25 protein-coding genes and 1 pseudogene are annotated in these 24,008 nt (G+C 66.5%); 13 read left to right on the top strand and 13 right to left on the bottom strand.

The window, feature by feature from the left end; translation table 11 throughout:
* Window positions 1-122 precede the first annotated feature (122 nt).
* Entirely contained in the window at window positions 123-557 is a 435-nt protein-coding gene (locus tag A7E77_RS07065; protein WP_063686887.1) for a hypothetical protein, read from the top strand.
* Here the strand turns inward: A7E77_RS07065 and A7E77_RS07070 are convergent.
* The 4 genes from A7E77_RS07070 to A7E77_RS07085 form a co-directional block, all read right to left on the bottom strand.
* Window positions 554-1,030 (bottom strand): hypothetical protein, encoded by a 477-nt coding sequence (locus A7E77_RS07070; protein ID WP_063686888.1) that lies wholly within the window; start codon window positions 1,028-1,030, stop codon window positions 554-556. The genes A7E77_RS07065 and A7E77_RS07070 overlap by 4 nt on opposite strands.
* Window positions 1,031-1,043: 13 nt before the next feature.
* A complete protein-coding gene (locus A7E77_RS07075; RefSeq protein WP_063686890.1) occupies window positions 1,044-2,138 on the bottom strand; it encodes a hypothetical protein in 1,095 nt (364 codons plus the stop codon).
* Window positions 2,139-2,252: 114 nt separating this feature from the next.
* Window positions 2,253-3,311 (bottom strand): hypothetical protein, encoded by a 1,059-nt coding sequence (locus tag A7E77_RS07080; RefSeq protein ID WP_063686892.1) that lies wholly within the window; start codon window positions 3,309-3,311, stop codon window positions 2,253-2,255.
* A gap of 4 nt (window positions 3,312-3,315) precedes the next feature.
* Window positions 3,316-4,731, bottom strand: a complete 1,416-nt coding sequence (locus tag A7E77_RS07085; RefSeq protein ID WP_151895463.1) for a hypothetical protein — start codon at window positions 4,729-4,731, stop codon at window positions 3,316-3,318.
* A 197-nt stretch (window positions 4,732-4,928) separates the two neighbouring features.
* Here A7E77_RS07085 and istA point away from each other — a divergent pair, with 197 nt between their 5' ends.
* A complete protein-coding gene (istA, locus tag A7E77_RS07090) occupies window positions 4,929-6,440 on the top strand; it encodes an IS21 family transposase (RefSeq protein WP_078462179.1) in 1,512 nt (503 codons plus the stop codon).
* The gene (gene istB, locus A7E77_RS07095; RefSeq protein ID WP_062127353.1) at window positions 6,427-7,155 is read left to right on the top strand and encodes an IS21-like element helper ATPase IstB; all 729 of its coding nucleotides are present in this window, start codon (window positions 6,427-6,429) and stop codon (window positions 7,153-7,155) included. The genes istA and istB overlap by 14 nt, the downstream gene beginning before the upstream one ends.
* 52 nt (window positions 7,156-7,207) lie before the next feature.
* Here istB and A7E77_RS07100 read toward each other — a convergent pair whose 3' ends face one another.
* From A7E77_RS07100 to A7E77_RS07110, 3 genes are all read right to left on the bottom strand, one after another.
* Entirely contained in the window at window positions 7,208-7,843 is a 636-nt protein-coding gene (locus A7E77_RS07100) for an Arm DNA-binding domain-containing protein (protein WP_063686896.1), read from the bottom strand.
* A gap of 319 nt (window positions 7,844-8,162) precedes the next feature.
* A complete protein-coding gene (locus A7E77_RS07105) occupies window positions 8,163-8,894 on the bottom strand; it encodes a hypothetical protein (RefSeq protein WP_151895464.1) in 732 nt (243 codons plus the stop codon).
* Window positions 8,895-8,913: 19 nt separating this feature from the next.
* Window positions 8,914-9,465, bottom strand: coding sequence for a hypothetical protein (locus A7E77_RS07110; protein WP_151895465.1), 552 nt, complete (start codon window positions 9,463-9,465; stop codon window positions 8,914-8,916).
* A gap of 892 nt (window positions 9,466-10,357) precedes the next feature.
* On the opposite strand from A7E77_RS07110, the gene A7E77_RS07115 reads away from it, so the two are divergent.
* The gene (locus A7E77_RS07115) at window positions 10,358-11,629 is read left to right on the top strand and encodes a dicarboxylate/amino acid:cation symporter (RefSeq protein WP_063686902.1); all 1,272 of its coding nucleotides are present in this window, start codon (window positions 10,358-10,360) and stop codon (window positions 11,627-11,629) included.
* A gap of 242 nt (window positions 11,630-11,871) precedes the next feature.
* Here the strand turns inward: A7E77_RS07115 and A7E77_RS07120 are convergent, their stop codons facing one another.
* Window positions 11,872-13,539: an AcrB/AcrD/AcrF family protein gene (locus tag A7E77_RS07120; RefSeq protein WP_226341873.1), complete on the bottom strand. Its 1,668-nt coding sequence runs from the start codon at window positions 13,537-13,539 to the stop codon at window positions 11,872-11,874.
* On the opposite strand from A7E77_RS07120, the gene A7E77_RS18220 reads away from it, so the two are divergent.
* A complete protein-coding gene (locus A7E77_RS18220; protein WP_226341874.1) occupies window positions 13,538-13,675 on the top strand; it encodes a hypothetical protein in 138 nt (45 codons plus the stop codon). The two genes, A7E77_RS07120 and A7E77_RS18220, sit on opposite strands and share 2 nt — an antisense overlap.
* Before the next feature lie 25 nt (window positions 13,676-13,700).
* Here the strand turns inward: A7E77_RS18220 and A7E77_RS17915 are convergent, their stop codons facing one another.
* Entirely contained in the window at window positions 13,701-13,883 is a 183-nt protein-coding gene (locus A7E77_RS17915; protein ID WP_063686906.1) for a hypothetical protein, read from the bottom strand.
* A 15-nt stretch (window positions 13,884-13,898) separates the two neighbouring features.
* On the opposite strand from A7E77_RS17915, the gene A7E77_RS07130 reads away from it, so the two are divergent.
* Together A7E77_RS07130 and A7E77_RS07135 are read left to right on the top strand one after the other, a co-directional pair.
* On the top strand, window positions 13,899-14,579 hold the full coding sequence (locus A7E77_RS07130; RefSeq protein WP_063686908.1) for a TrbI F-type domain-containing protein: 681 nt from the start codon (window positions 13,899-13,901) through the stop codon (window positions 14,577-14,579).
* Window positions 14,563-15,087, top strand: coding sequence for a S26 family signal peptidase (locus A7E77_RS07135; protein ID WP_226341709.1), 525 nt, complete (start codon window positions 14,563-14,565; stop codon window positions 15,085-15,087). The genes A7E77_RS07130 and A7E77_RS07135 overlap by 17 nt, the downstream gene beginning before the upstream one ends.
* A 191-nt stretch (window positions 15,088-15,278) precedes the next feature.
* Here A7E77_RS07135 and A7E77_RS07140 read toward each other — a convergent pair.
* Window positions 15,279-16,633: pseudogene (locus tag A7E77_RS07140) on the bottom strand (IS1380-like element IS1247 family transposase).
* 109 nt (window positions 16,634-16,742) lie between these two features.
* On the opposite strand from A7E77_RS07140, the gene A7E77_RS07145 reads away from it, so the two are divergent.
* Both A7E77_RS07145 and A7E77_RS07150 read left to right on the top strand, forming a co-directional pair.
* A complete protein-coding gene (locus A7E77_RS07145; RefSeq protein ID WP_063686910.1) occupies window positions 16,743-17,174 on the top strand; it encodes a GtrA family protein in 432 nt (143 codons plus the stop codon).
* A 3-nt stretch (window positions 17,175-17,177) separates the two neighbouring features.
* Window positions 17,178-17,906, top strand: a complete 729-nt coding sequence (locus A7E77_RS07150; protein WP_063686912.1) for a class I SAM-dependent methyltransferase — start codon at window positions 17,178-17,180, stop codon at window positions 17,904-17,906.
* A gap of 179 nt (window positions 17,907-18,085) precedes the next feature.
* On the opposite strand, the gene A7E77_RS07155 is transcribed toward A7E77_RS07150, so the two are convergent.
* Window positions 18,086-19,105 (bottom strand): glycosyltransferase family 2 protein, encoded by a 1,020-nt coding sequence (locus A7E77_RS07155; protein WP_017980422.1) that lies wholly within the window; start codon window positions 19,103-19,105, stop codon window positions 18,086-18,088.
* Window positions 19,106-19,271: 166 nt separating this feature from the next.
* Window positions 19,272-20,726: a pyruvate kinase gene (pyk, locus tag A7E77_RS07160; RefSeq protein ID WP_017980423.1), complete on the bottom strand. Its 1,455-nt coding sequence runs from the start codon at window positions 20,724-20,726 to the stop codon at window positions 19,272-19,274.
* Between the two features lie 75 nt (window positions 20,727-20,801).
* On the opposite strand from pyk, the gene A7E77_RS07165 reads away from it, so the two are divergent.
* The 4 genes from A7E77_RS07165 (at window position 20,802) to A7E77_RS07180 (ending at window position 22,422) form a co-directional block, all read left to right on the top strand.
* Window positions 20,802-21,191, top strand: a complete 390-nt coding sequence (locus tag A7E77_RS07165; protein WP_063689793.1) for a DUF1244 domain-containing protein — start codon at window positions 20,802-20,804, stop codon at window positions 21,189-21,191.
* A 118-nt stretch (window positions 21,192-21,309) separates the two neighbouring features.
* On the top strand, window positions 21,310-21,573 hold the full coding sequence (locus A7E77_RS07170; protein WP_063686914.1) for a DUF2312 domain-containing protein: 264 nt from the start codon (window positions 21,310-21,312) through the stop codon (window positions 21,571-21,573).
* A 52-nt stretch (window positions 21,574-21,625) separates the two neighbouring features.
* The gene (locus A7E77_RS07175; protein ID WP_063686916.1) at window positions 21,626-21,916 is read left to right on the top strand and encodes a DUF1294 domain-containing protein; all 291 of its coding nucleotides are present in this window, start codon (window positions 21,626-21,628) and stop codon (window positions 21,914-21,916) included.
* Window positions 21,917-21,984: 68 nt separating this feature from the next.
* Window positions 21,985-22,422, top strand: a complete 438-nt coding sequence (locus A7E77_RS07180; protein WP_063686918.1) for a nuclear transport factor 2 family protein — start codon at window positions 21,985-21,987, stop codon at window positions 22,420-22,422.
* A gap of 6 nt (window positions 22,423-22,428) precedes the next feature.
* Here the strand turns inward: A7E77_RS07180 and A7E77_RS07185 are convergent, their stop codons facing one another.
* Window positions 22,429-23,892 (bottom strand): ATP-binding protein, encoded by a 1,464-nt coding sequence (locus tag A7E77_RS07185; protein WP_063686920.1) that lies wholly within the window; start codon window positions 23,890-23,892, stop codon window positions 22,429-22,431.
* Between the last annotated feature and the right edge of the window lie 116 nt (window positions 23,893-24,008).

Consider the following 24,008-nt stretch of genomic DNA (forward strand, 5'->3'; position numbering starts at 1 on the left):
ACGCCGCTGTGGATACCGTCGCGGAGGTCTGGCGCGCGTTGCGCGAGGGGCCCGCTCCGGTCGCGGCGACCTAAACGGAGGGCGCACTCGGTGCCCTGCTCCACGCGCGCGACGCGTTGCGTGTGGCGACGGGCCCCGACAAGGGTTACCGGTGGCGGGCGCGTCTCGAGGAGGCCGGCATCCTGCAGGGCGCCGACGCCGGCGATCGCCTCAGCGTCACGCTCGAGGACATGGGACTGCACCCGGCGCCGCGGCCCGATCTGGGTGCCGACCTGATCCGCTCGGAGCGGATCGAGGGCTTGGTCGAGGGCGGCGCATTCGCCGGCCTGCTCGCCAGCGCGGTCGGGGAGCACCGGTGGATCCACCTCGCGACGGCGTCGACCTGGTATGGCGGGCAGGCGGCCGCTGTGGCGCTCGTCCGCGCGATCGGCGCAGGTCGCCCGGTGCCGACCATCGGCCACCGGACGATGCGCGGCACGGTCGATGAGGCGGTGGCTGGGGAACTCGCCGCGCTCGGCTGGCGCCGCATCGCCGCACCGGCGCTGTTCGACGCCTAGTGCATGGACGCGACCGCGCGTGCCGCCTTTTCGCGGGCATCGACGAGGTCGCGCCGGGTGTCTGCTAGTTCGAGCGCCTTCTCGGCGAGCCTCGAGCGCAGCACGCGCTCGCGCTGTTTCCATTCCCGCGTCTCGGCTTGCAGCCGGTCGATGAGCGCAGTCGTCGTCTGGTTGACGCCGTGCGTGGACTTGATGCCCCGGATGAACGCTGAGAGCTTGGGATAGCGTGGGTTCTTGCCGATGAGCCCCTTGCGGTCGCAGCGCGATTCCAGGACGACGTTCACGAGGTTGACGGGGATCGACGCGTTCTCCTCGCCGCCGGATTGCCTCTCCTCGATGACCGCGATCAGGTCCGGATGGGTGGGATCGTTCCTCAAGAGCGCGACCGTGGCGTCGATGAACTTGCGGTAGGTCGCAGATCCGGCGCCGAGCGGATGGTCGAGCATGGCCTGTTCCAGCAGGTGGTGGTACATGGTGTTCCCCTCGTCAGTTGATCGCTTGCGCGGCGGCGCCAGGCGTCTTGTTCGCATTGAGGTAGACCGCCGCGACCCCGTGGGTGACCTCGGGCGGTGTCGCCCCCAGGGCCTGCAGGACGGCGTGCGCCTGCTCCGCCCTGCGGCGGACGATCTCGAAGTCGGCGCTTCCCTTCGCCAGCAGCCAGACCGACTTGTTCTCCAGGTAGCGGCGCATCCAGAAGTCGCCGTGCTCGGTCGAGATCGAGAAGTTGTCGCAGCCCGCGCACAGGGCTGGCGTGCGCGTTGCTTCGTTCGGCTGCAGGCGCCGCCAGCTGGAGGTGCCGCCGGCGTCGTGGCACCGCGCCCGGTCGGGGTTGGCGGCGATGAGGCATCGGCCGTGCTCGGAATGGAAGATGCGCAGGTCGCGCGACAACAGCGCGTGCTTCACCTCCTCGTAACTCTCCTCGAGCGGCAGGTCGCCGATCAGCTTGTCGAGATCGGATCGGAACCCGTCAACGATCCTGTCGAGCTTGCCGGACCGTCCGCCGTCGCCGCGACGCATCTCGTAGAGGGCGCGGTGCGTCTCGCGCATCTGCACGCTTTCGCCGGCGGCGATCATCGACGGGTCCTGCGGCATGTAGGCACCCTCGGTGACCGCGAGCGACAGGTGCTTGAAGTGCCGGGAGATGGCCGGGAGCATCCGCTCGTCGAGACGCATCATGTAGAGCGCGAAAGTCTTGCGCCATTGGTGCGGCCGAATGCACCGGCCCTGCTTCCGCACGTATGGCGCCAGCCTCCGGTTCTTCTCGACCAGAGGCTCCAGCTTCGCGAGCCCGATCTCGGGACGGGCGTAGAACTCGCGGAGCGACAGCGCGGTCCGCCATGCGTCGGCCGCCACGATGCCGGCACCTGACTGCGGCAGCCCGCCGGAGCGGAAGTTGAGGACCAGGCGGCGCCGCTCGGCCTCGTCCGCGATCAGCGGACGCCAGGGCGCGTAGAGGCGCTCGAGCACGCGGATGGCCCGCACGATGAGTGGTTCCCCCGCCTTGAGATCCATCGGCCGAGAGCCGATCAGCCACTTTTCGTCCTTCGGCGTCTCCTGACCCTTCGAGAGCTTCGCGTGCATGTAGAACAGCTGGTGCAGGCGGCTCTTCGAAGGAGCCGTCGAGATGCATGCCGGCAGGGCGTCCTCTTTCTGGCGCGTCGCGAACAGCGGCAGCTCGTGCGGCGGCGTGTCGCACTAGAGGCTGAGGACCTCGCTGATCCGGCATCCGGTGCCAGAGAAGATCGTCGTGAGGCACGCGTCGCGGATCAGGTCGACGAGGGCGTTCACGGTCTTCGGACCGCCGATGCCGTCGGCATCGAGCTCGATCCGCGCCCGCCACGGCTTGCCGTCGACCTCGCTGAACTCGAACGCCTCGAGCTCCTTGGCCATGCGACGCCGTTCGTGCGGCGGCGATGCCCGCGAAATCCTGAGCTTGTGCGCCAGGAAGCGGCGCTGGAGTTCGATGACGTCGTCGGCGGGCTCGTAGATCAGCCGCAGGGCGTCCGACATGATCGCGTTCGCGACCTCGTCGGGAAGCGGGGGGATGAGGTCCCAAGCGGTGGCGGAGGCGGACTTTGCCGCCGGCGCGGCCGAGCCGCCCTTGAACGGGTCGCTGGCCATGACCACGATGCCAGCCGCCCTCAGGTCGGCGCGGTGGTCCCACAGCAGCTGGAGCATGCGGAGCCGGTTGTAGGCGGCGGCGTAGGTGAATTCGTCCGGCGACGGCTGGGGCTTGGGCTTCTGCGTCCGGCGGGGCGTGACGCGGGCGATCGGGGCCAGTGCATGTCCTGACGGCCGGTCTTCCGATGCATCGAGCATCCCGTCGTCGAGCTCGTCGTCCTCCGCGAACGCCGGATCTGAGAGCGTGACGTGCAGGTTGCGGGTGAAGAGGTCGACGGCGTTGTCGTCGAGCTGGTCGAAGCTAGTGTATACATGGGAGGTCATGAAGCGGAGCAGATGCCGTGCGCCTGCGCTGAACGTGCCTGCGGTGCCGTGTGCGTAGATCTTCCGGCCATCCCGGCGCAGGAACAGCAGCGCGGCGAGATACTTCAGCCCGTTGATGAGCTTGGGGTCGGCGTCGACGGTCCAGCGGATCGCGAACTTGGTGTCGCGGTACCCCGGCGTCGAACCGTCGAGATACCAGGTGTCGTCGACGAAGAGGCTCGCCTGCGTGACGCGGACCGGCTTGGCGAGGATCTCGGCAAGCGTCGGCATCTCGTCCATGTCGACGAGGGGGAACGATTCATTGTCCATGTGCTCAATCCAGCTTGGGTAGGTCGGGAATGGTGAAGGTCGCGAGCTCGACGCCCTTCCGGATGACGTCCTTGTCCCTGAACAGGCGCGCCCAAAGCGTCAGCTTCTCGCTGACGATCTGCCATCGGGAAATCCAGGGTGCGCCGAGGCGTCCGCGCGCCTCCTCGATCGCCTCGCGCAACTTGTAGAGGTAGGCGTAGGTCTCTGGCGACGTCGGGTCGATCATGGCCAGCGGGCACATCGGGCACTTGCCGTAGGCTTGGCAGAGCCGTCCGCGCGCACGCGGTCCAGATGTACCGCCGTCCTGCGGACGGGGCTTGTCGAAGGGGCTGGCGTAGGGGTCGAGGCAGGCGAACCCGGGGGTCGCCGAGCCGAGGTCCGACCGCAGCCGGTGCCGGCTCGCGACGTCGATCCGGCCATCGCTCAGGTATTTCCGATCGAGCTGCTGCATCCCATTGGCGAGCATCTCCTCGTTGCGGCGGTGGAACGCGGTGCGTGCGTAGTGCCCGAGCGTGGTGGCTGCATGGACGTGGTTGGCCACCTGCGTCATCGAGAGGAGGTTGCCGCCCGATACCTCGTGGACGAGGTCGAGGGTTGTCGGCCGGATTTGCTGGAGCTGGAAGATGTCGAGTTCGTGCTTCTTGCAGAAGCGCTCGATCGACTTGCGGACGCCGTCGTCGGTCAGTTGCACCGGGCTGATCCTGCGGTTGCCCGGACTGAAGCGGATGAAGACGCGGTCGGCGAACTCCTTCCTCAGGTTCGGGCGGAGGTAGGCGGTCCGTGATTCGAGGTGGCGCAGGATGGTCCTTGGGTTGTCGAGGTCGTCGGTTGCCAGCACGATGGAGATCTGGTTCTTGTTCGCCCGGGGCTTGAACGGCTTGAGCCGGATGCGCTCCCGGCCGAACAGCGTGTCGTCGTCATCGTAGTCGCTGTGCGTCATGTGCAGCACGACGCCGGGGTTGAACGCGAACATCAGCGTGATGAGGAGGACGAACGGAAGCAGCTCGTCGAAGTCGGGATAGAGCAGCTCCTGCATCGACCGGTAGAGTTCGGTCGGTATCTCCTCGGCGTAGGCATCCTGCTGCGGGAGGCGCGCGTAAGTCGGAAGGGGTAGTTCGTAGCGGTTCAGGATGTGGGCGGCGCACCGGTGAGGGTCGCCTCGGATGTCCCGCACCGCGACGCCCTCGTTCCGGAGGCGAGCGATGGTGGCCTCGTCGTCGCGCCAGCGCAGGATCGACTTCTCGCAATCGTCGGCAGCTACGACGTAGAGCTTCTCGAGCGTCGCGTCGTCGAGGATGTCCACGTGCCCGCTCCTGAGGTGCATCCCGGGATAGGGGTTGCTGATGAAGTCGAGGTCGTTGGCCAGCTCGCCCTTCCACTTGCGCGATGTCAGCAGGGCATCGAGCACGTATTGGATCACGCTGATCTTATCGGCGCGGCGGGACTCCACGTTGAGCTTTTCGGCAGGCTGCTCGTCTAGCCACTTCTTGAACGCCTTGAGTGTGGATCGGCGTGGAAAAGGGACCCCGTTAGCGGGGTGATCGGCGTCGAAAAGGGACCCCTCATCCTGGTGTTCTAGGCTGTTCGCTTGGCGGTGTGTCAGGCGGCGAGATCGGGATGCTGGTATTGGAGACGGTGTTGAGGATCCGGCGCGAGCACGCGTCGGGCAAGGCCATCAAGGCGATAGCGCGGGACCTGCACCTGTCGCGCAAGGTGGTGCGCAAGGCGATCCGGGCGCCGGAAGCGGACATGGGTTATCGGCGAGAGGTGCAGCCGCTGCCGAAGCTGGGGCCGTTTCAGGCGCGACTGGATGCGTTGCTGGAGGAAGATGAGGCACGGCCGCGGCGCGAGAAGCTGCGCCTCACGCGCATCCACGACCTGCTGCTACGCGAGGGGTTCGATGGCTCGTACGACGCGGTTCGCCGTTATGCGGCGCGCTGGCGGCAGGCGCAGCGTCGCGACGTGATGAATGCGCCGGCGTTCATCCCGCTGCTGTTCCGGCCGGGCGAGGCTTACCAGTTCGACTGGAGCCACGAGGACGTCGAGATCTCGGGCAAGCCGATGCGCGTGAAGGTCGCGCATGTCCGGCTGTGCGCGTCGCGGGCAATGTATGTGCGGGCCTATCCCCGCGAGACACAGGAGATGCTGTTCGACGCGCATGCACGGGCGTTTGCTTTCTTCGGAGGCGTGCCGACGCGCGGCATCTACGACAACATGAAGACGGCGGTGACGAGCGTGTTCACCGGCAAGGAGCGGGTCTTCAACCGTCGCTTCCTGGTCATGGCCAACCATTACATGGTCGAGCCGACCGCCTGCTCGCCGGCGTCGGGCTGGGAGAAAGGTCAGGTCGAGAACCAGGTGCAGACCGCACGCGGTCGCTTCTTCCAGCCGCGCCTGCGATTTACCGGCCTCGAGGAGTTGAACGGCTGGCTGGAGGCGGAGTGTCGGCGCTGGGCAGAGTTGCACCAGCATCCCGAGCAGAAGGAGCTGACAGTCGCCCAGGCATGGGCAGCAGAACGGGCGGTGCTCCAGCCTGTTGTCGCACCCTTCGACGGCTTCCACGAGAGCGAGCATGCGGTAAGCGGCACATGCCTCATCAGCTTCGACCGCAACCGCTATTCCGTTTCTGCCAGGGTGGTGCGACGTGCCGTCCAGGTCCGCGCCTATGCCGACCGCATCGTCGTGCGCTGCGACGGTGAAGTCGTCGCCGACCATCCCCGGTTCTTCGGCCGCGACCGGACCATCTACGACCCGTGGCACTATCTGCCGGTGCTGGTGACCAAGCCGGGTGCCCTGCGCAACGGCGCACCGTTCCAGGGCTGGGAGTTGCCGCCTGCGCTGGCACGACTGCGGCGCAAGCTTGGCACCGGCGACGATGCCGACCGGCGGTTCGTGCGGGTGCTGGCAGCGGTGCTCGACGACGGGCTGGAGGCGGTAGAAGTGGCCGTGCGCGAAGCATTGCTGGCCGGCGTCGCCAGCGACGACGTCATCGTCAACATCCTGGCCCGCCGGCGCGAACCGCCGCGACCGCTGACTATTGTCACGCCAGAAGATCTGGCGCTGCGCCATCCGCCCCGTGCCGACTGCAACCGCTATGACAGCCTGCGAGGTCTCCATGCAGCGGCATGAGATGATGACGGCCATGGCCGAGTTGGGGCTGAAGGGCATGGCTGGCGCCTTCGACGAGGCGGTCACTACCGGTCTCCAGCGCAAGCGCACGACCATGGAGGTCCTGACCGACCTGCTGCGTGCCGAGGCGACGCACCGCCATGCAGCCTCGGTCCGTTACCGGATGTCGGCCGCCAGGTTACCCGCGGTGAAGGACCTCGACGCCTTCGTCTTCGGCGACACTCCCATCAACGAGGGACTGGTGCGCTCGCTGTACAGCGGCTCGTTTCTTCCGGGCCAACGCAACGTCGTGCTGGTCGGTGGAACGGGTACCGGCAAGACGCATCTCGCCACCGCCATCACTGCCAATGTGGTACGAGCCGGCGCCCGCGGACGCTACTTCAACACAGTGGACCTGGTGAACCGGCTCGAGGAGGAAACGCGCCTCGGCAAGGCCGGCACGCTGGCGGCCCAGCTTTCGCGCCTCGATCTCGTGGTGCTCGACGAGCTTGGCTACCTGCCGTTTGCACGCTCGGGCGGTCAACTGCTCTTCCACCTCGTCAGCAAGCTCTACGAGAAGACCTCGGTCATCGTCACCACCAACCTGGCCTTTGGTGAGTGGCCGACCGTCTTTGGCGACCCCAAGATGACCACCGCGCTGCTCGACCGCATTACCCACCATTGCGACATCGTCGAAACCGGCAACGACAGCTGGCGCTTCAAACATCGAAGCTGAAGCCTGGGGCACCGGCAGAGAACGCTTCGTGCTGGTTGCGCCTCCGGTCGGGCTACGCCCGCCCTACGCCGCAACCAGCACGAACAGTGCGCCCGTCATACCCGTTACGCTGCTCGACGAAGGGGGTCCCTTTTGCACGCCGATAGGGGGTCCTTTTTGGACGCCGATTGACACATTCCTGCTTGGTGATCTGCCGCACCGACTTGCCCTTGAAGTAGGGCCGCAGGTCGCGGTCGAACGTTCCCTCGATGTCCTTGAGGCTGCGCAGCTCGTTCGCCTTGACGTGCTGGTCGATGTAGCGGTCGGCGAAGGCGTCGAAGTCATAGTGGCTCTCCTCGAGGGCGGCCTGCTCGTCTGCAGCCTCTTGGGCGCGCCGCTCGGCGATCGGGTCGATGCCCCGATGAACCTTCTCGAGGAGGGAGCGCGCCTCCTCCCGCGCGACATCGGGCGCCCAGGGCGAGCCGTACTTGCCGATGGTGTAGGTCTGCGTCTTGGCGCCCTTCGCCTTCATCCGGTACTGGACGATGAAGACGACCGTCTTGTTCGGGTTGACGCGGATGCCGTAACCCTTCAGCTGCCTGTCCCAGAGGACGCGGCGGCCCTCCTCTGCGGTCGGGAAGTCGATCTCGTTGATGAGCTTCTTGCTGATGGAGACGGGGCCCCGGGAGGGGGTTTCGAGAGCCTGCATTGGTGGTCGTCCTGGCAATCTTGTGGCAAGCAGCCGAATGGAAATCGGCGGTCACCGAGAGAAACAGAACGTCCATCTAAATGGCGGAAAACCGCGAGAAAACCCAGCCAGGGTAACCCTAGGAAAGCCTCAGAAACGGTGCATCTTTTTTTGGTAAGGCTGAGGTCGTGAGTTCAATCCTCACCGGCAGCACCATTTTTTCCTCATTGTTAGTGAGATAAGACACCCCTTTCGGGGAAAAGGCGCACGCTTTTGCCCGCGGGAAACCGGAAGGGTAATTTTCTCTATCCTTGGGCGTGACAACTCGCCCGGCGCGAAATCAGGCAGCCCTCGACTGCAGAACACGGCGTATGGTTTCCACGGCTTCCGAATAGCCGGTCTGGGTCAGCCTGTACCCGGCCTTGGAGTCTCCCACGAGACGCTTTTCGGCTTTCAGCTCGCCCAGCCTATTTCGCACCGAGCCGCTGCTACGACCGCTCATCGTGCGCAGAATGTCTGCTGAACCGACCCGCTCGGGGTAGTGGCTGTGTAGAAGAAGCAGTATCTCGCCACGTACCGAAGCATCCGCGTGTACCAAGCGAACGCCATCAATCTCCTCAACCAGCGTGCCGACCGGCGTCTGGACAAGCTCAATCAGCGCCCCGGCTTCTTGCATGGAAACACCAGTAGCGTTGCGAAGGAGTTCAGCCATGATCCACGCCGCGCCCTCGTGCGCTAGCGCGAAGTCGAAGCGATTTGGATCAACCGGGTTCTTGTGAGCAATGTTCCGCTTGTTGCGAAGCGTGTAGATGAAGCGAGCGAGCCTGGCCCCGCACACCCGAATGCCCTCAGGCAAAGCAGTCTGATTTTCGGCATGCTTGCTGAGGTAGGCGTCAACGTCGGGCTTCTCGTCGTATTTGTCTGCTGCGAGCTTCTGCAAGCATTGGACGAACACCTCCACGAACTTGCCCGCCACGGCCCGCTCGAGAGTGAGGGTGGCTGCATCGCGCCGAAGTTTGATGAAATTGCCAACTAGCTCGTCCCCAAGCTCAGCCGTCAGATACCCGCTCAAGGCTGCCTTAAGTCTACCCTCATCCACGAATCATGGCCTCCACAGCCTTGATGCCCGCTACCGTCACCTTAAATGTCTTACGTGCCTGCCGAGACTTGCCGGATTTCTTTAGCTGGAGCGCCAACGCAGGCTTTTGGGCTTTCAGCGCCTGCAGCGCGGACGTGATGTTCGGGATGCCCTCCCCGAGGTTTTTGAGTTCCTTGTTGATGGCGAAACCATCAAAGCTTTCGCCGCTCTGACAAACTTGGAGCCAGTAGCCGCCGACAAGCGCTTTTTCCGACTGCGTCTTGGGCTGAGCAGCGTCGCATAACTCCGCAAACGTACCAAAGCTCGCCAAGTGACCCGGCGCATGAACCGACACATCTTCGTTCTCTTCTGTCGGTTCGTCTTCAATCACCGTGTGTTGATTGGTGCCGGCCTTCGCCGCCGCGCGAATAGACAGGCCAAGACGATTGGCAACGTAGTCCATCACTCGTTGCTGGGCACCCTCTTCACTGAGCGGTTTCAGGGCGGAAAACACCGCCTGCATCGCTGCAAACTCATCGTCTACGCCGGTCTGGTTTTCTGCCACGAGTCGCCCCCCTTTTGGGCGAACATATGTTTGCGCGATCTTCCGTGCAAATCCCGTTAGAACATGACACAATCCTACCTTAGCAAGTTCTGCTGAACACTCGGTGAACAGACTGACGATTGTTGACTTCTATGAAGTATTTTCAAAGCTATTGAAGAATGAATGAGCAATAGCATGCTCAGGCGAACTCTCGCATAACAAGTATTTTATCATTCTATGTCAGTGGCTTGAGACCGTATACGCGAAGGCTAAGCATGTATCCTGTTAACTTGCCAGGCTGCGCTTACAGCAAAGCGCAAGCTATACAGCGTAAGGGCTGGCGTCCGCGGCTCTCCTCCGGCACTCTCCGCACAACCGGTTGCCCGGCCCGGTGCTGTGGAAGTTTCCGCGACACCGCAGGCAGGCCCGGCGGGTCATGGGGCCGGGATTGCCATCGAGGTCGCGGGAGTCCCGGCCGAATTTTTAGGCGCGTCTGGTCTGCCAGCAGGCGCTCCGCCTTGAGCTTGGCGTAGTGCATGATGGTGCCGGCAGCGGCGGGGTTCGTCGCTCTGCGCTGGTCCGCGCGTTCCTGCGCCTTGGCAAGGATGGCTTCGGCCTGCGCGTCCACCCTCTGCCGCTCGACGGTCACGCGCGGCCCGCGGGCGGCACCTCGGCCACCATCTGCGTGAAGCCCAGCGCAATAGCCTGCTCGCGGCTTGCCTGCTGTCGCACCGTGTAGCTGGGCACCGGCGGTGATGGGCCAAGGCCGCCCAGCCGCTTCCACTCAAGGAAGCGAAGCGCAGGGTACGTGACTCGCCCACGCAATCGCCGGCTTGATACCGGCATCGCTTTTCTTGCCTCCCCTTCCGCCGCGACGGGCCTACATCGGTGCGATGACACAGGAATTCGGCGCATGACCCGCCCCTCGTTCGGCGTACAGGTCTTCATCGGCATGGCCCTTGGCCTCGTGCTGGGCTTCGTCGCCCGCAGCTATGAGCTCACCGGCCTGGCCGACGCGTTGCGGATCGTCGGCGAGATGTTCGTCCAGCTGTTGAAGGCGCTGGTGGTGCCGCTCGTGTTCACCGCGATCGTCGCGTCGATCGCGGCGCTGCGCGACCTCAACAATGCGGCGAAGCTGGTGGCGAGCACGTTCATCTGGTTCGGCATCACCGCGCTGATCGCGGTGTCGATCGGGCTGACGCTGGGCATTGTGCTGCAACCGGGCGCGCATGCCGGGGTGAGCGCGGCCGCCGCGGTGCGGCCGGATACGGCGGGGTCGTGGCTCGACTTCCTGCGCGGGCTGGTGCCGGCGAACATCCTGGGGCTGGAGGCATCGACGGCGCTGAAGGAGGGCGGCGCGAGCACGAAACTGTCGTTCAACGTGCTGCAGCTGATCGTCGTCGCCATCGCGATCGGCGTCGCCGCGGTGCGGACGGGCGAGGCGGGTGCACCGTTCCTGGCGTTCAACGCGTCGGCACTCGCGATCTTCCGGCGCATCCTGCGCTGGGTGGTGCGGCTGACTCCGATCGGGACGGGCGCGCTGCTGGGGAGTGCGATCGTGCGCTACGGCTGGCAGTCGCTGTCGGCGCTCGGGACGTTCGCTATCGCGGTCTATGTCGGCCTCGCGCTGGTGCTGTTCGTCGTCTACCCGCTGCTGCTGCTGGCGAACGGGATGAGCCCGCGTCGGTTCTTCGCCGCGGCCTGGCCGGCGATCCAGCTGGGCTTCGTCTCGCGCTCGTCGATCGCGACGCTGCCCGTCACGGAACAGGTGGTCGAGCAAGGGCTGGGCGTGCCGCGCGGCTATGCCGCCTTTGCCGTGCCGTTCGCGGCGACGACGAAGATGGACGGATGCGCTGCCATCTATCCCGCGATCGCGGCGCTGTTCGTCGCGCAATATTACGGCATCCCGCTGCACGGGACCGATTATCTGCTGATCGTCGCGGTATCGGTGCTGGGATCGGCGGCGACCGCGGGGCTGACCGGCGCGCTCGTGATGCTGACGCTGACGCTGTCGACGCTGGGCCTGCCGCTGGAGGGCGCGGGGCTGTTGCTGGCGATCGACCCGATCCTCGACATGGGGCGGACCGCGGTGAACGTCGCGGGTCAGGCGCTGGTGCCGGCGATCGTCGCCACGCGCCAGCGGCTGGCCGAAGACCTGCCGGCGGGGGAGGCGCTCGCCGCCTAAGGCCAACCGACGTTCGGGGCACCGCCTTCATTCCTCCCCCGCCAGGGCGCATCGGGGTGAACGGCCCCCGGCTGTTCAAGATCATGCCGGGGGCATGATCGACCCGATGCGGTGGCGCCGCCGGAGGCGGTGACGGAGGGGGCGGGAGACGCTGCGTAACAGGAGCGTTACCCTGACCTCCCCCTCCGTCATGCCTGCGGCATGCCACCTCCCCCTGGCGGGGGAGGAATGCCGGATGTCAGTCAGTCGACCTTGAACAGGCGGAGCGGAGACCCCTTGGGCAGTGGCAGCGGCGTCAGCCACGCGGGCGTCTGGCCGTGGGCGAGCTGGTCGTAGAAGCCGCCGGGATCGCGCGCGCGGTAGTTGGTCGATTCCGAATGGTTGGGGCAGACGAGCAGCATCGTCGCGCCGTGGCGGCGGATGATGGCATGCGCCTGATCCGCAGTCCCGCCGAACGCATGCTGCACGTCGAGGATCGCGTCGCCGTTGCGGTGGTACGGCCCGGCGATGGCATCGTGGTGCGTCACGGTGATGAGCCGCGGCCCCAGATCGACGAAGGTGAAGATCGTCTGTGCCGGATAGTGATCGAGCGCCTTCAGCACCGTGTAGCGGACGCAATTGCCCGTCGCGCCGTTGACCCGCTTGGTATAGGCGTTCGGGCGCGCGACCGGCAGATATTTGATGATCAGCCCGGCGAACATCCCGCTGACCAGCAGGAACGCCGCCACCGTGCCGCCGACGCGGACGGGCAGCGAGCGATGGTTGAGCAGCCACGGCAGGATGATCCAGCCGAGCAGGGTCGCGCCCGGCACCGCGAGCATCTGCGCCGCCGGCCCGGCCCGCACCTGCCACAGCAGCATCAGCGTCGCGAAGACGACGAACAGCGCCACCGCGGTCCAGCCGATCAGCGCCGGCGTCCGCCGCGCGCGCCACGTCCCCCACAGCACGCCGATCGTCCCCACGATCGGCAGCGCGGCGATCGGGAAGGCGAGGCGGAAGGGGTGTTTGTAGATCGGCTTGGCTTCGCGGACGTTGTTCAGCCAGTTCTTCTCCAGCTCCGGCGACACGCCTTCGGGCCGGCCGAGGCATTGCGGGAAGAAATGGACGAAGCCCGCGACGATCACGCCGCCCGCGACCACCGCCATCGCGATACGCAAGGCCCGCGATTCAGGGTTCGCCCATGCCATCAGCAGCAGCAGCGCGCCCGCCGCGACGCAGACGCTGAGCCACACCGGCGTCAGCGCGTCGCAGCGCATCGCGTAATTGGCATTGGAGGCGAAGGCCGCGAAGCCGAATGCCGCGCCGCCGCCGAGGCTGACCGCATAGGCGGCGAGCCGCCGCGCCTCAGCCCGGTCCCACACCCAGCGCAACGCCAGGATCGCGCCGGCCATCGCGCAATAGGGCAGCATTTCCAGCCCGATCGACAGGCTGACTGCGCTGGCGAGGCCGACCATCAGGCCCCCGCGGCGGTCTTGCTGGTCGCACAGGCCGGCGACGGTCAGGCTGAGCATCGCGAGCTGCCAGCCGTGATGGTCGATGCGTTCGGGCAGGAACATCAGCATCGTCGCGGCGGTGCCGAGCAGGAAGACGATCGCCAGCGGCCACGCCAAAGGATGGATCAGCCGCCGCACGGTGGCGCCGACGCCCAACATCGTGATCGACAGCGGGATCAGCGGCGCGATGCCGCAGGCCAGCCGCTCCGCCCAGTAATTGCTGGTGAACAGGCGGAAAAACAGGATCAGGCCGGCGATCGGCAAATCGACGATGCGGCTCCAGTGAATATTGAAGCCGACGGGCGGATTGAGGCGATAGTTGGTGAGGTCGTACCAGCCTTGGCCCGCCAGCCACGCGCGGACCTGCATCAGGCGCATATTGTCGTCGGTGTCGCCCAGCGACAGCCAGCGCACCATGTTCCAGTCGTTCCAGACGTACCAGGCCGCGACCGCGACCCAGGCGAGCAGCGTCAGCGCGATCCAGCGCCTGTCGAGCGTATCGGCCAGCCGACCGCGCGGGGGGGATTATACAAACTGGCGACCCTCGAATTGACCGTTTCGTTCCCGGCGCATTGCCTTTAGGGCGACTTCACCGCGCTCGGCTTCTTCTCGCAGGTCGCCAACCTCGGCACGCGCTTCGTCGCGGCCGACCAGGCACGCCGCGCGGCGTTCGGCGACCAGCTGTTCGTCGTGTGGCTGGTCGCGTTCGGCATCGTCGCCGTGACCCGCGTGCGCCTGCTCGGCGCGATCATCACTTCCACGAAAGGCCCCCCGTCATGGTTGATGTTCTCGATCGTCCCGAGGTCGCGTCCGCGGCGGTGCAACCGTCCGCTCCGGCCCCGGCACCCCGTGATGACGCTGCCGGTGCGGCACCGCGCCGTCCGGTCGCGGACAAGGTGGATCGCCGCAAGCCGCAGGGCCTGCCCGTCATCGCCTATGTCGCGGTCGCGCTGGCGGTCGCGGTACTGCTCTGGGGGGCGTGGGTGACCAAGCATCTCCTTGCCCCGCCCGCGACCGTGCCGATGGCGAGCGTCCGGCTCGAAGGCATCGTCTCGGAATATGTCCAGGCGCAGAGCCACAGTAACGGCCAGCCCCAACAGGTGGCCGCGCAGACCCAGGCCTTCATGTCCGCGCTCGACGACGAGATGAAGAAGGTCGGCGCGAGCGGCACCACCGTCCTCGTCGGCGAGGCGGTCCTCTCGAAGAACGTCCCCGATATCACCGACCAGATCCGCCGCGCGGTCTTCGCGCGCGTGCCGCTCCCCGCGGCCGCGCCGAACACCCCGGCCGGTCCCGCGGTCGGTGCGATGCTTCCCCAAGTCTCCGGGAACGTCGCGCCGGCCGCGCCAGGGGCGGCGGTCCCGACCGCTTCGCCGTTCGGGCCTGCGCCGGTCTCGCCGGTCGAGGCGACGGTCACCCAGTCCGCGCCGGGAGGGGTCGATGGCAGCGGCAACTGAGGCGCTGGCGCGGGTCGGTCATGCGGCTCCCACGGCGGTTGACGTCGCCGGGGACCGCGCGGCCCGCAAGGCGCTGATCGTCAAGCGGGTCCGCCAGTGGAGCGCGGTCGCGCTGCTCGGGATCGTGTGGGGCGGCTACAACTCGATCGCCGCGTGGCGCGAGACGCACGCCTTCATGATAAACGCGAGCGAGAGTCTCCCCAACTGGGCGTTCTTCATCCAGCGCGGCCGCGTGCCCGCCAAGGGCGACTATGTGTTCTTCGCGCCGCCCGAGGGCGAGCTGGTGCGCCGCCACTTCGGACCGGATTCGGGACCGTTCGGCAAGCGCGTGATCGGCGAGGCCGGGGCGCTGGTCGAGCATCGCGGGAAATGGGTCTATGTCGACGGCGTCCGCGTCGCGCACATGAAGCCGCGCTCGCGCTTCGGCGAGGTGCTGACGCCGGGACCGGTCGGGCGCGTTCCCGAGGGCTGCTATTATCCTGCATTCCCCAAGTGGCGTGGCGTTTGAGGTGAAGATCGCCTGTATCCGAGCGCTAGACAAGGATTTTCTGCCGCAAGCGGCACCTGCGGTCGCGCAGACTGCTGGATCTGGACGGATCAGACCGCGAAGCCGCTGTTTCCTTGCCCAGGGGCGGCGTTTTTCAGCGCAGCGGACAGATCTGTCCAGCCGCTTTCGTTCAGTTTGAGCGTGGATCGCGATCATGCGCATAGCGGTGGCGCTCGCAATCGGCGGATAGCGGCGAGGATGGCGCGTACCATCGTGCCGGTGACAGCGACCTCGGCCAGCTGGAAGGTGATGGTGCGGGCGTGACGGACCACACGTGCCCGATCTTGATCAGCTTCAGTTGCAGGCTGGTCAACGACCAGTCGGCCATGGCCTCGGGCAGCTCGATGCAGCGCAAGAAGGTGGCCAGGTTGTACGCCAGGGCGTGCAGTTGCAGCCGCACCTCATTGTCGCGGAACTTCCGGCACGACAGCCGCGTCCAGCGAAAGGCGTATTTGCCCTCTTTGATGTGCTGCTCGGCGGTGCCGCGCTGGTTGTAGAACCGCACCACCCAGTCCGGCTCCATCGGCAGGTTGGTGACGATGAAGCCGACACGCGGGAACAGTTCGCCCGGATGCCATTCGATCTTGGCGATCACCCGGCGTTCCTTGTCCCAGGACGCCGCCTGATACTCGAATTCCTCGAAGAACCGCTTGACCTTGGTCAGTGACGGCCGCCCGACAGGGCGCGTTAGCCGATGCGCGATCTTGTCCTTGAGGACCGCGTTTGCGGGCAGCCGGATGGCGTAGAAGAACCGCGCTTCTTCCAATCGCTCATAGATCGCCGGGATCGCGTAGGCAGCATCGGCCCGGAAGAACCTGCCACCAAGGTCGCGCTCCGCGTAGCGCGCAATGACGGGGTCGAGAACATCACGCCAGCCATCGGCGCTGTGGACGTTGCCATGGCGCAGGGCGCAGCGTTCCAGCATCCCGAACTGGTTGAACAGAAAGTTGGGGTGATAGCAGCTACAGTCGAAATGGCCATTCCAGGCGGACCCTTCCTGGTCGCCATGGGTCGGGCTGACCGAGCTGTCCATGTCCAGAACGATGTACTTCAGCCCGTTACGGTCATGGAACCGGTCGATCCATTGCCCGTTCAGGTCGGCCAGCGCGGCACGGTTCCCGGCCAGAGCCAGCGTCTCGGTCTCGAACCGTCCCATCTGCGATGCCGAGGCCGCTTGTGCATCGACCGCTCTGCCGCCGACAACTTGGCGCATGACCGGATCGCAGGCGAGACGGTTGGCGTCGTTGACATCCTCGTATCCGGCCAGCCGCCCAAAGACTGATTGCCGGAACAGGCCGTCGAGCCGATGGACCGTGTTCTTGCCAGAGCGAGTATCGCGCAGCGCCGCTGACGCCAAATCGGACAACCCGAGCGCGTCATCAAGCTCGCGCATCACCAGAAGGCCGCCGTCGGAACTGAGCTGCGTGCCGCGAAATTCCAGCCGCACGCGAGGGTCGAAATCCACCCGATCTGCCCGTTGCAAGCCCGCACCCTCTGGGTGATCCATGAAACGCGCCCCTCGCAGCCTTCAACACCATGTTTTATATAGGAAATATAATGGTCAGGACAGCGAAATCAGCGCCTTACTTGGGAAATGTGGGTTTAGGGGCTGGCCGATGACGAGGGAAGCGCCTGCCCTGCTCCACATCCTGCAAGCCGACGACATTCGCGGCCAGATCCTGCGCTTCGGGATCACCGGCGGATTGTCGACGCTGATCTATTCGGCGGTCTATCTGCCGCTGACTTTGTGGGTCTTCGCGCGCGAGCATGCCGTCTATGCCGTGCCGCCCGCCTTTGCGGTGGCGGTGATATTCGGCTACGTCATGCACAGCCGCTGGAGCTTCAAGGGACAGGGCGCCGAACGGCGCGGCCCGCGCCAGCAGCTGCAGTTCGTCGCGGTACAGGGCACCGGCATGGCCCTCAACGCGCTGGTGACGTGGATCGGCACGGCCGTGCTGGGGCTTCCCGGCTGGGCGCCGCTGCTGCCTGCGGTGGCATTGGCCACCATCGTCACCTTCATCCTCAATCGCTGGCTGGTGTTCGCTTAAATCATGGACCGCATCGTCTACGACCGCATGGCGGCGCATGATTCCACCCATTGGTGGTATCGCGCGCGTCGCGACATCCTGAGCGATTATCTGGAGCGCTACGGCAACGTACCCAAGGGCGCGCGCATCTTAGAGATCGGCTGCGGCACCGGGCACAATCTGCCGATGCTCGGCCAGTTCGGCGAGGTCGACGCGATCGAGATCGATCCCGCCGCGCGATCGATCGCGAGCGAGCGACTCGGCAAGCCGGTGGGCGATGCCCCCCTGCCCGACCTGCCCGGCGTGGCGAAGGGATCGTACGATCTGGTCGCGGTGCTCGACGTCGTCGAGCATATCGAGGACGATGTTGCCGCGCTGAAGGGCATGGCGAGCCTGTTGAAGCCGGGCGGGAAAATCCTGATCGCGGTCCCGGCGCACCAATGGATGTGGAGCGCGCACGACGTGGTGAACCACCACCATCGCCGCTATTCCAAGGCCAGCCTGGTCAAGGCGATCGAGGCGGCGGGGCTGAAGAGCCGGAAGCTCACCTATTTCAATTCGCTGCTGTTCCCGCTGGCGGCTGCGGCGCGGATCGCGGGCCGTTTGACCGGCCGTGACGACAGCGACGATTCGCCGCCCGCCAAGCCGCTGAACGCGCTGTTCGAGGCGATCTTCCGGCTGGAGCGCCATGCGGTCGGCCGCGTGCCGCTGACGCCGGGCGTGTCGATCGTGACGCTGGCGGAGCCGCGGTAGGTCGGCGGAGAACCGTCGCGGCGAAACCATGGGGCACCGTGTCCTCCCCCTCCGTCACGCCTTCGGCGCGCCACCTCCCCCTGGCGGGGGAGGCATTACGGGACACGTCCTCCCCCGCCAGGGGGAGGTGGCAGCGCGTCAGCGCTGACGGAGGGGGCGGATACGGCGCAACCGCCTTCTCACTCCGCCGCCTTGCGCTCCTCGGCGACTTCGAACTCCGGCGAGGGCTCGGCGGCGTTGAAGCCGAGCGTCGAATGGCCTTTCACCGGGCCGGCGATGTCGGCGACGAGGTACAGCGGGCGCCGCTTCGATTCGATATAGAGCCGGCCGAGATATTCGCCGATCATCCCCAGCACGAACATCTGTACCGCGCTGAGCACCGTCACGACGAGCATCGTCGACGTCCAGCCCTGCACCGGCGAGCCTTCGAAGAAGCCCCACAGGATGTAGACGAGCAACAGCAGCGATGCCGCCGCCAGGATCACCGAGGCGTGGCTGGCGAAGCGCAGCGGCGCGGTGGAAAAGCCAGTCACCGCGTCGAAGGCGAGGCGCACCATCTTGCCGAGCGGATAGTTGGTCTCGCCCGCGTGGCGCTCGGCGCGATCATAGGGGAACGGCACCTGCCGGAAGCCGACCCAAGCAACCATGCCGCGGATGAAGCGTGCCTGTTCGGGCAGCGACAGCAGCGCGTCGAGCGCGCGGCGGCTCATCAGGCGGAAGTCGCCGGTGTCCAAGGGGATCGGCGTGTCGGTGACGCGATCGAGCACGCGGTAGAAGGCGGCGGCGGTGGCTTTCTTGAAGATCGTCTCGCCGTCGCGCTTGCGGCGCACCGCATAGACGACGTCCGCCTTCTGCGCCGCCATCGTCGCGCGCATCTCGGCGAGCAATTCGGGCGGGTCCTGCAGATCGGCGTCGATGATGAGGATCTGCTCGCCCGAACACAGGTCGAGCCCCGCGGTCAGCGCGAGCTGGTGGCCGTGGTTGCGTGACAGATTGATCGCGACGACGCGTGGGTCGGCCGCGGACAGGCGCTGCATCACCGGCCAGCTGTCGTCGCGACTGCCGTCGTTGATCAGGACGATCTCATGATCGTCGCCCACCGCCGCCCGTGCCGCGGCCGAGACGCGCGCGTGCAGCAGCTCGAGGCACGCGGCCTCATTGTAGCAGGGAATGACGACGGACAGCGCAGGACGGTACATAACGCTCCGTCTGTAACGGGTCCGGCCCCCGTCATCCATACGTATCGTATGGATGAAAGCCGTCACTTACTGTCACCCCGGGCTAGACCCGGGGTCCCGCTTCTTCGTCAGCGCCGGGAAGAAGCGGGACCCCGGCTCTTCGGCCAGGGTGACGGAGAGAGTTCGCTCAGGCGTAGTCGCGCAGTTCGTCGCCGGTGATGTGGACGACGTGGAGCACGTTGGTCGAGCCGGGCGTGCGGAAGGGCACGCCGGCCATCACGATGACGCGGTCGCCCGCATGCGCGATGCCGGTGCGCAGCGCCATGCGCTTCGCCTTGCCGACCATGTCCTCGAACGATTCGACGTCGCGGGTGTGGACGGCATGCGTGCCCCACAGCAGGCCGAGGCGGCGCGCGGTGTCGCGGTTGGGGGTCAGCACCAGCAACGGCACCGACGGCCGCTCGCGCGCGATGCGGCGCGCGGTCGAGCCCGAGGTGGTGAAGCAGATGATCGCGGTCGCCGACACGGTCTTGGCGATCTGCTTGGCCGCTTCCGCCAGCGCGTCGGCGGTCGTCGGATCGGGACGCATTACGGTGAAGTGGACGCGGTCGCCGTGCATCGGATCGCTTTCGACCGAGACGCCGATCGAGTTCATCATCGCGACCGATTCGACCGGCCACTGGCCCGCGGCGCTTTCCGCCGACAGCATGATCGCGTCCGCCCCGTCGTAGATCGCGGTGGCGACGTCGGACACTTCGGCGCGGGTCGGCGACGGGCTCTGGATCATCGATTCGAGCATCTGCGTCGCAACGACAACCGGGCGGCCGAGGCGGCGCGCGGTTTCGACGATGCGCTTCTGCAAGGGCGGCACCGACTGCGGCGGCAGTTCGACGCCGAGGTCACCGCGCGCGACCATGACGCCGTCACACGCCTCGACGATCTCTTCCAAGCGATCGATCGCCTGCGGCTTTTCGATCTTGGCGAGCAGCGCGGCCTTGCCGCCGATCAGCTTGCGCGCCTCCCACAGATCCTCGGGCCGCTGCACGAAGGAGAGCGCGATCCAATCGACGCCCTGGTCGACTGCGAAGGCGAGGTCGCTGCGATCCTTTTCGGTCAGCGCCGCCATCGGCAGCACCACGTCGGGGACGTTCAGCCCCTTGTTGTTCGACAGCGGACCGCCGACCTCGACGACCGTCGTGATTCGGTCGGAATCATGGTCGGTGACGCGCAGCACCAGCTTGCCGTCGTCGAGCAACAGGCGTGCGCCCGGCTCGATCGCTTCGAAGATTTCCTTATGCGGCAGTTCGACGCGGGTCGCATCGCCCGGCGTGGGATCGCGATCGAGCACGAAGGTGCTGTTATGCTCCAGCACGGTCCGGCCGCCGTCGAACTTGCCGACGCGCAGCTTGGGACCCTGCAGATCGGCGAGGATCGTCGTCGGACGGCCGAACTCTTTTTCGAGCGCGCGGATCGCCTCGATCACCGCGACCTTGGACTGTTGGTCGCCGTGACTCATATTGACGCGGAAGGCGTCGGCGCCCGCCTGGAACAGCGTGGCGATCATCTCGGGGGAATTGCTCGCCGGACCGAGAGTCGCGAGGACGCGGACCTTCCTCGATCGGGGCGCGATGGCAGTGGTCATGAAACAGGCTCCTGGGGAATGGCCGCGCTTCCCTCTAATCCCTATCTACCCGCGATCAACCTATCGGAGACGCCCGTGACCGACAAACTCGATTCGCTGCCCGATGCGGTCGCCGCGCAGGCGTTCCGTCGCCTCGTCCGCCACCTGCGCCATCGCACCGACGCGCAGAACATCGACCTGATGGGGCTGGCCGGATTCTGCCGCAATTGCCTGTCGGACTGGATCGAGGAAGCCGGCGGGCTGGACAAGGCGACCGCACGTGAGACGATCTACGGCATGCCGCAAGCCGAGTGGAAGGCGCGCTACCAGACCGAGGCGACGCCCGAACAGCTCGCGCGGATGGACGAGAGCATGACGCGCAATCCCCCCGCCGATGCCACCAAGGATGCGGCCCTGGACGAAGCGCTGGACGAGAGCTTTCCCGCATCCGATCCGCCCGCGATGACCGAGCCCGGCCGGGGTTGAGGGCCGGGGTTGAGCGCAAACCGGTTAACGCCTAGACGCACCCCCCTGCCGGCCCGGCGCCGGCATCCTTTTCACGCGAATCAGAAGGGCCACGGGCGACCCGTGGCGGGTGGGACATATGGACGAACGGCAAGAAGGCATGGGCGGCGGCCAGGTCGCGGCGGACGAATTGCGCCTGCTGATCGAACGCGCCGAGCGACTCGAGGAAGAGAAGAAGGGCATCGCCGACGACATCAAGGACGTGATGGCCGAAGCCAAGGGCCGCGGCTACGATCCCAAGGCGATCCGTAAGATTCTCTCCATCCGCAAGAAGAAGAAGGAAGAGTATCAGGAAGAGGAAGCGATCCTCGAGGTGTATATGCAGGCGCTGGGCATGATCTGATCTGCGAATTGCAGGTCACGATTTCCTAAGACGTCGATACGCATCATGAGGGATGCCGAATCTGTCCGTATTCCTCGTCCCCGCCGCGCTGGCGCTGGCGGCGATCAACCTGATGACGGTGCTCGCCTTCGCCCATGACAAGGCGCGCGCCGCATCGGGCGGCTGGCGGGTACGCGAATCGACCCTGCTCGTCTTGGCGCTGTTCGGCGGATCGCCGGGCGCGCTCTGGGCGCGGCGGCGGTTCCGCCACAAGACGCGCAAGCAGCCGTTCGCAACGCAGCTCGACCTGATCGCGATGGTCCATGCGGGCCTTGCGATCGGTCTGGCGACGCTGCTGGTCTGACACCACGCTTGACCCACGCCGTCGCACCGTATTAGCCATATACATCACACGGGCGAGGGGCGGGGTATATGGCGATCGGATGGGCAATGGCGATGCTGGCAGCGGCGACGCCCGCGCCCCCTTCCCCCGATGCGGCAGCGATCGAACGGCTGGTAGAGCGCTTCAACACCGCCCGCACGGACTTCGACGCAGCGGCGCTCGCCGATACGCTCGCCCCCGAGTATCAGGAGATTTCTCCGGTCGGCGACGTCGACGATCGGGCGAAGGTGCTCGGCTTCTACCGGCCCGAGGATCGCCGGCCGGCGCCGCCGATGCAGGGCAGCGAACGGCAGATCGTCGTACGCGGCGCGACGGGCATCGAGACGGAGCGGCGGACGATCACCATGACGCGTCCCGACGGCACGACGGTCACCCGTTCGATCCGCGTCCGTTATGTCGCGATGCGCGCGCCGAACGGATGGAAGCTCGTATCGGCGCAGTACACGCCGATCCCGCCGGCGAAATAGCGGCGCCTAGGCCGCCTCGCTCGCCGCGGTCGTCCAGCCGAGGCGCGGGATGGTGATCGAGCGCTTGCCGGACAGGTCGACGCGCGCGACGATCAGCTCGCGGCTTTCGATATAGCCGATCAGGCGGCGGACCCGGCCGAGCGAACTGGTGCCATAGGTTTCGGCGAGCGCCACGTCCGACGGACACGGCTCACCCGCCCGCGCCGCACGGGCGATCAGCAGGAAGGCGCCGATCATGTCGTCGGGGAGCGTGTTGGCGAGCTCCATCGCCTCGGCCCAGTCGGGATCGGTGACGTCGAAGATGCCGGCGCGCGCCGCGGACAGTCGCCGGGTGAAGCCGGGCAGGTCGAGCGGCGGCTTGGCGAGGCCGGCCATGCGGCAGCGGACCTGGAAATCCTGGAACAGCACCGATGGCGGACGCAGCGCGGAATCGCGATCGGCGACGATCGCCTCCAGCACGCTGGCATAGATGCCCTCCACCTCTGCGTCCGATTTGTCCGGAAGCGGCGCGAGCGTCGCGGGCGCGGCGGGGCGTTCGATCGTGTCCAACAATTCGTCGGTCGGCACGCGGCGCGGGCGCGGGTCGAAGCTCATCGGCAGCTGCGGCGCCTCTTCGGGCGGCGGCGCGAAGATGAGTTCCTGCAAATTCTCGACCGGCGCGCTGGGCAGCGGCGTGAGCTTGGGGCTGCCCGAGCGCGCGGAGGTGGCGACCGCACCGATCTTCACCGTGATCGGCCGGCGCGACACGGCGGGACCGAGCGCCAGGAACGTGCCGCGCGCCAGATCGCGGATACCGTCCGCCTGGCGCCGTTCCATGCCGAGCAGATCGGCGGCGCGTGCCATGTCGATGTCGAGGAAGGTGCGGCCCATCAGGAAGTTGGACGCTTCCGCCGCGACGTTCTTGGCGAGCTTGGCGAGGCGCTGCGTCGCGATCACGCCGGCGAGGCCGCGCTTGCGGCCGCGACACATCAGGTTGGTCATCGCGCTGAGCGACGCGCGGCGCACCTCTTCGGCCACCTCGCCGCCCGTCGTCGGCGCGAACAATTGCGCTTCGTCGACGACGACCAGCGCCGGATACCAATGTTCGCGTGGCGCATCGAACAGCGCCGACAGGAAGGCGGCGGCGCAGCGCATCTGCCCTTCCGCCTCGAGTCCTTCCAGACTCAGCACGACGCTGGCGCGATGTTCGCGAAGGCGGGTGGCGATGCGCGCGATTTCCGGCACCGAATAATCCGCTGCCTCGATTACGACATGGCCATAGGGGCCGGCGAGCGTGACGAAATCGCCCTCGGGATCGATCACCACCTGCTGCACCTGTCCCGCCGATCCTTCGAGCAGGCGGCGCAGCAGATGCGATTTGCCCGACCCGGAATTGCCCTGGACGAGCAATCGGGTGGCGAGGAGTTCTTCGAGGTCCATGGTCACGGGCGCGCCGCGCTCGTCGGCTCCCATGTCTACGCTGACGGTCATTGTGGCTGCCGTTTGGCCGATCCGGGGGGCATCGGGCAAGCGGTTTGCGCCCGGTTGCCCCGTGGCGATCGGGCCAGTACGGGCCGGTTCCGTTCCGCTACCCCTGCGCGAGGATG

It is taken from the genome of Sphingomonas sp. NIC1 (assembly GCF_001638925.1).
GTDB lineage: Bacteria > Pseudomonadota > Alphaproteobacteria > Sphingomonadales > Sphingomonadaceae > Sphingomonas > Sphingomonas aquatilis.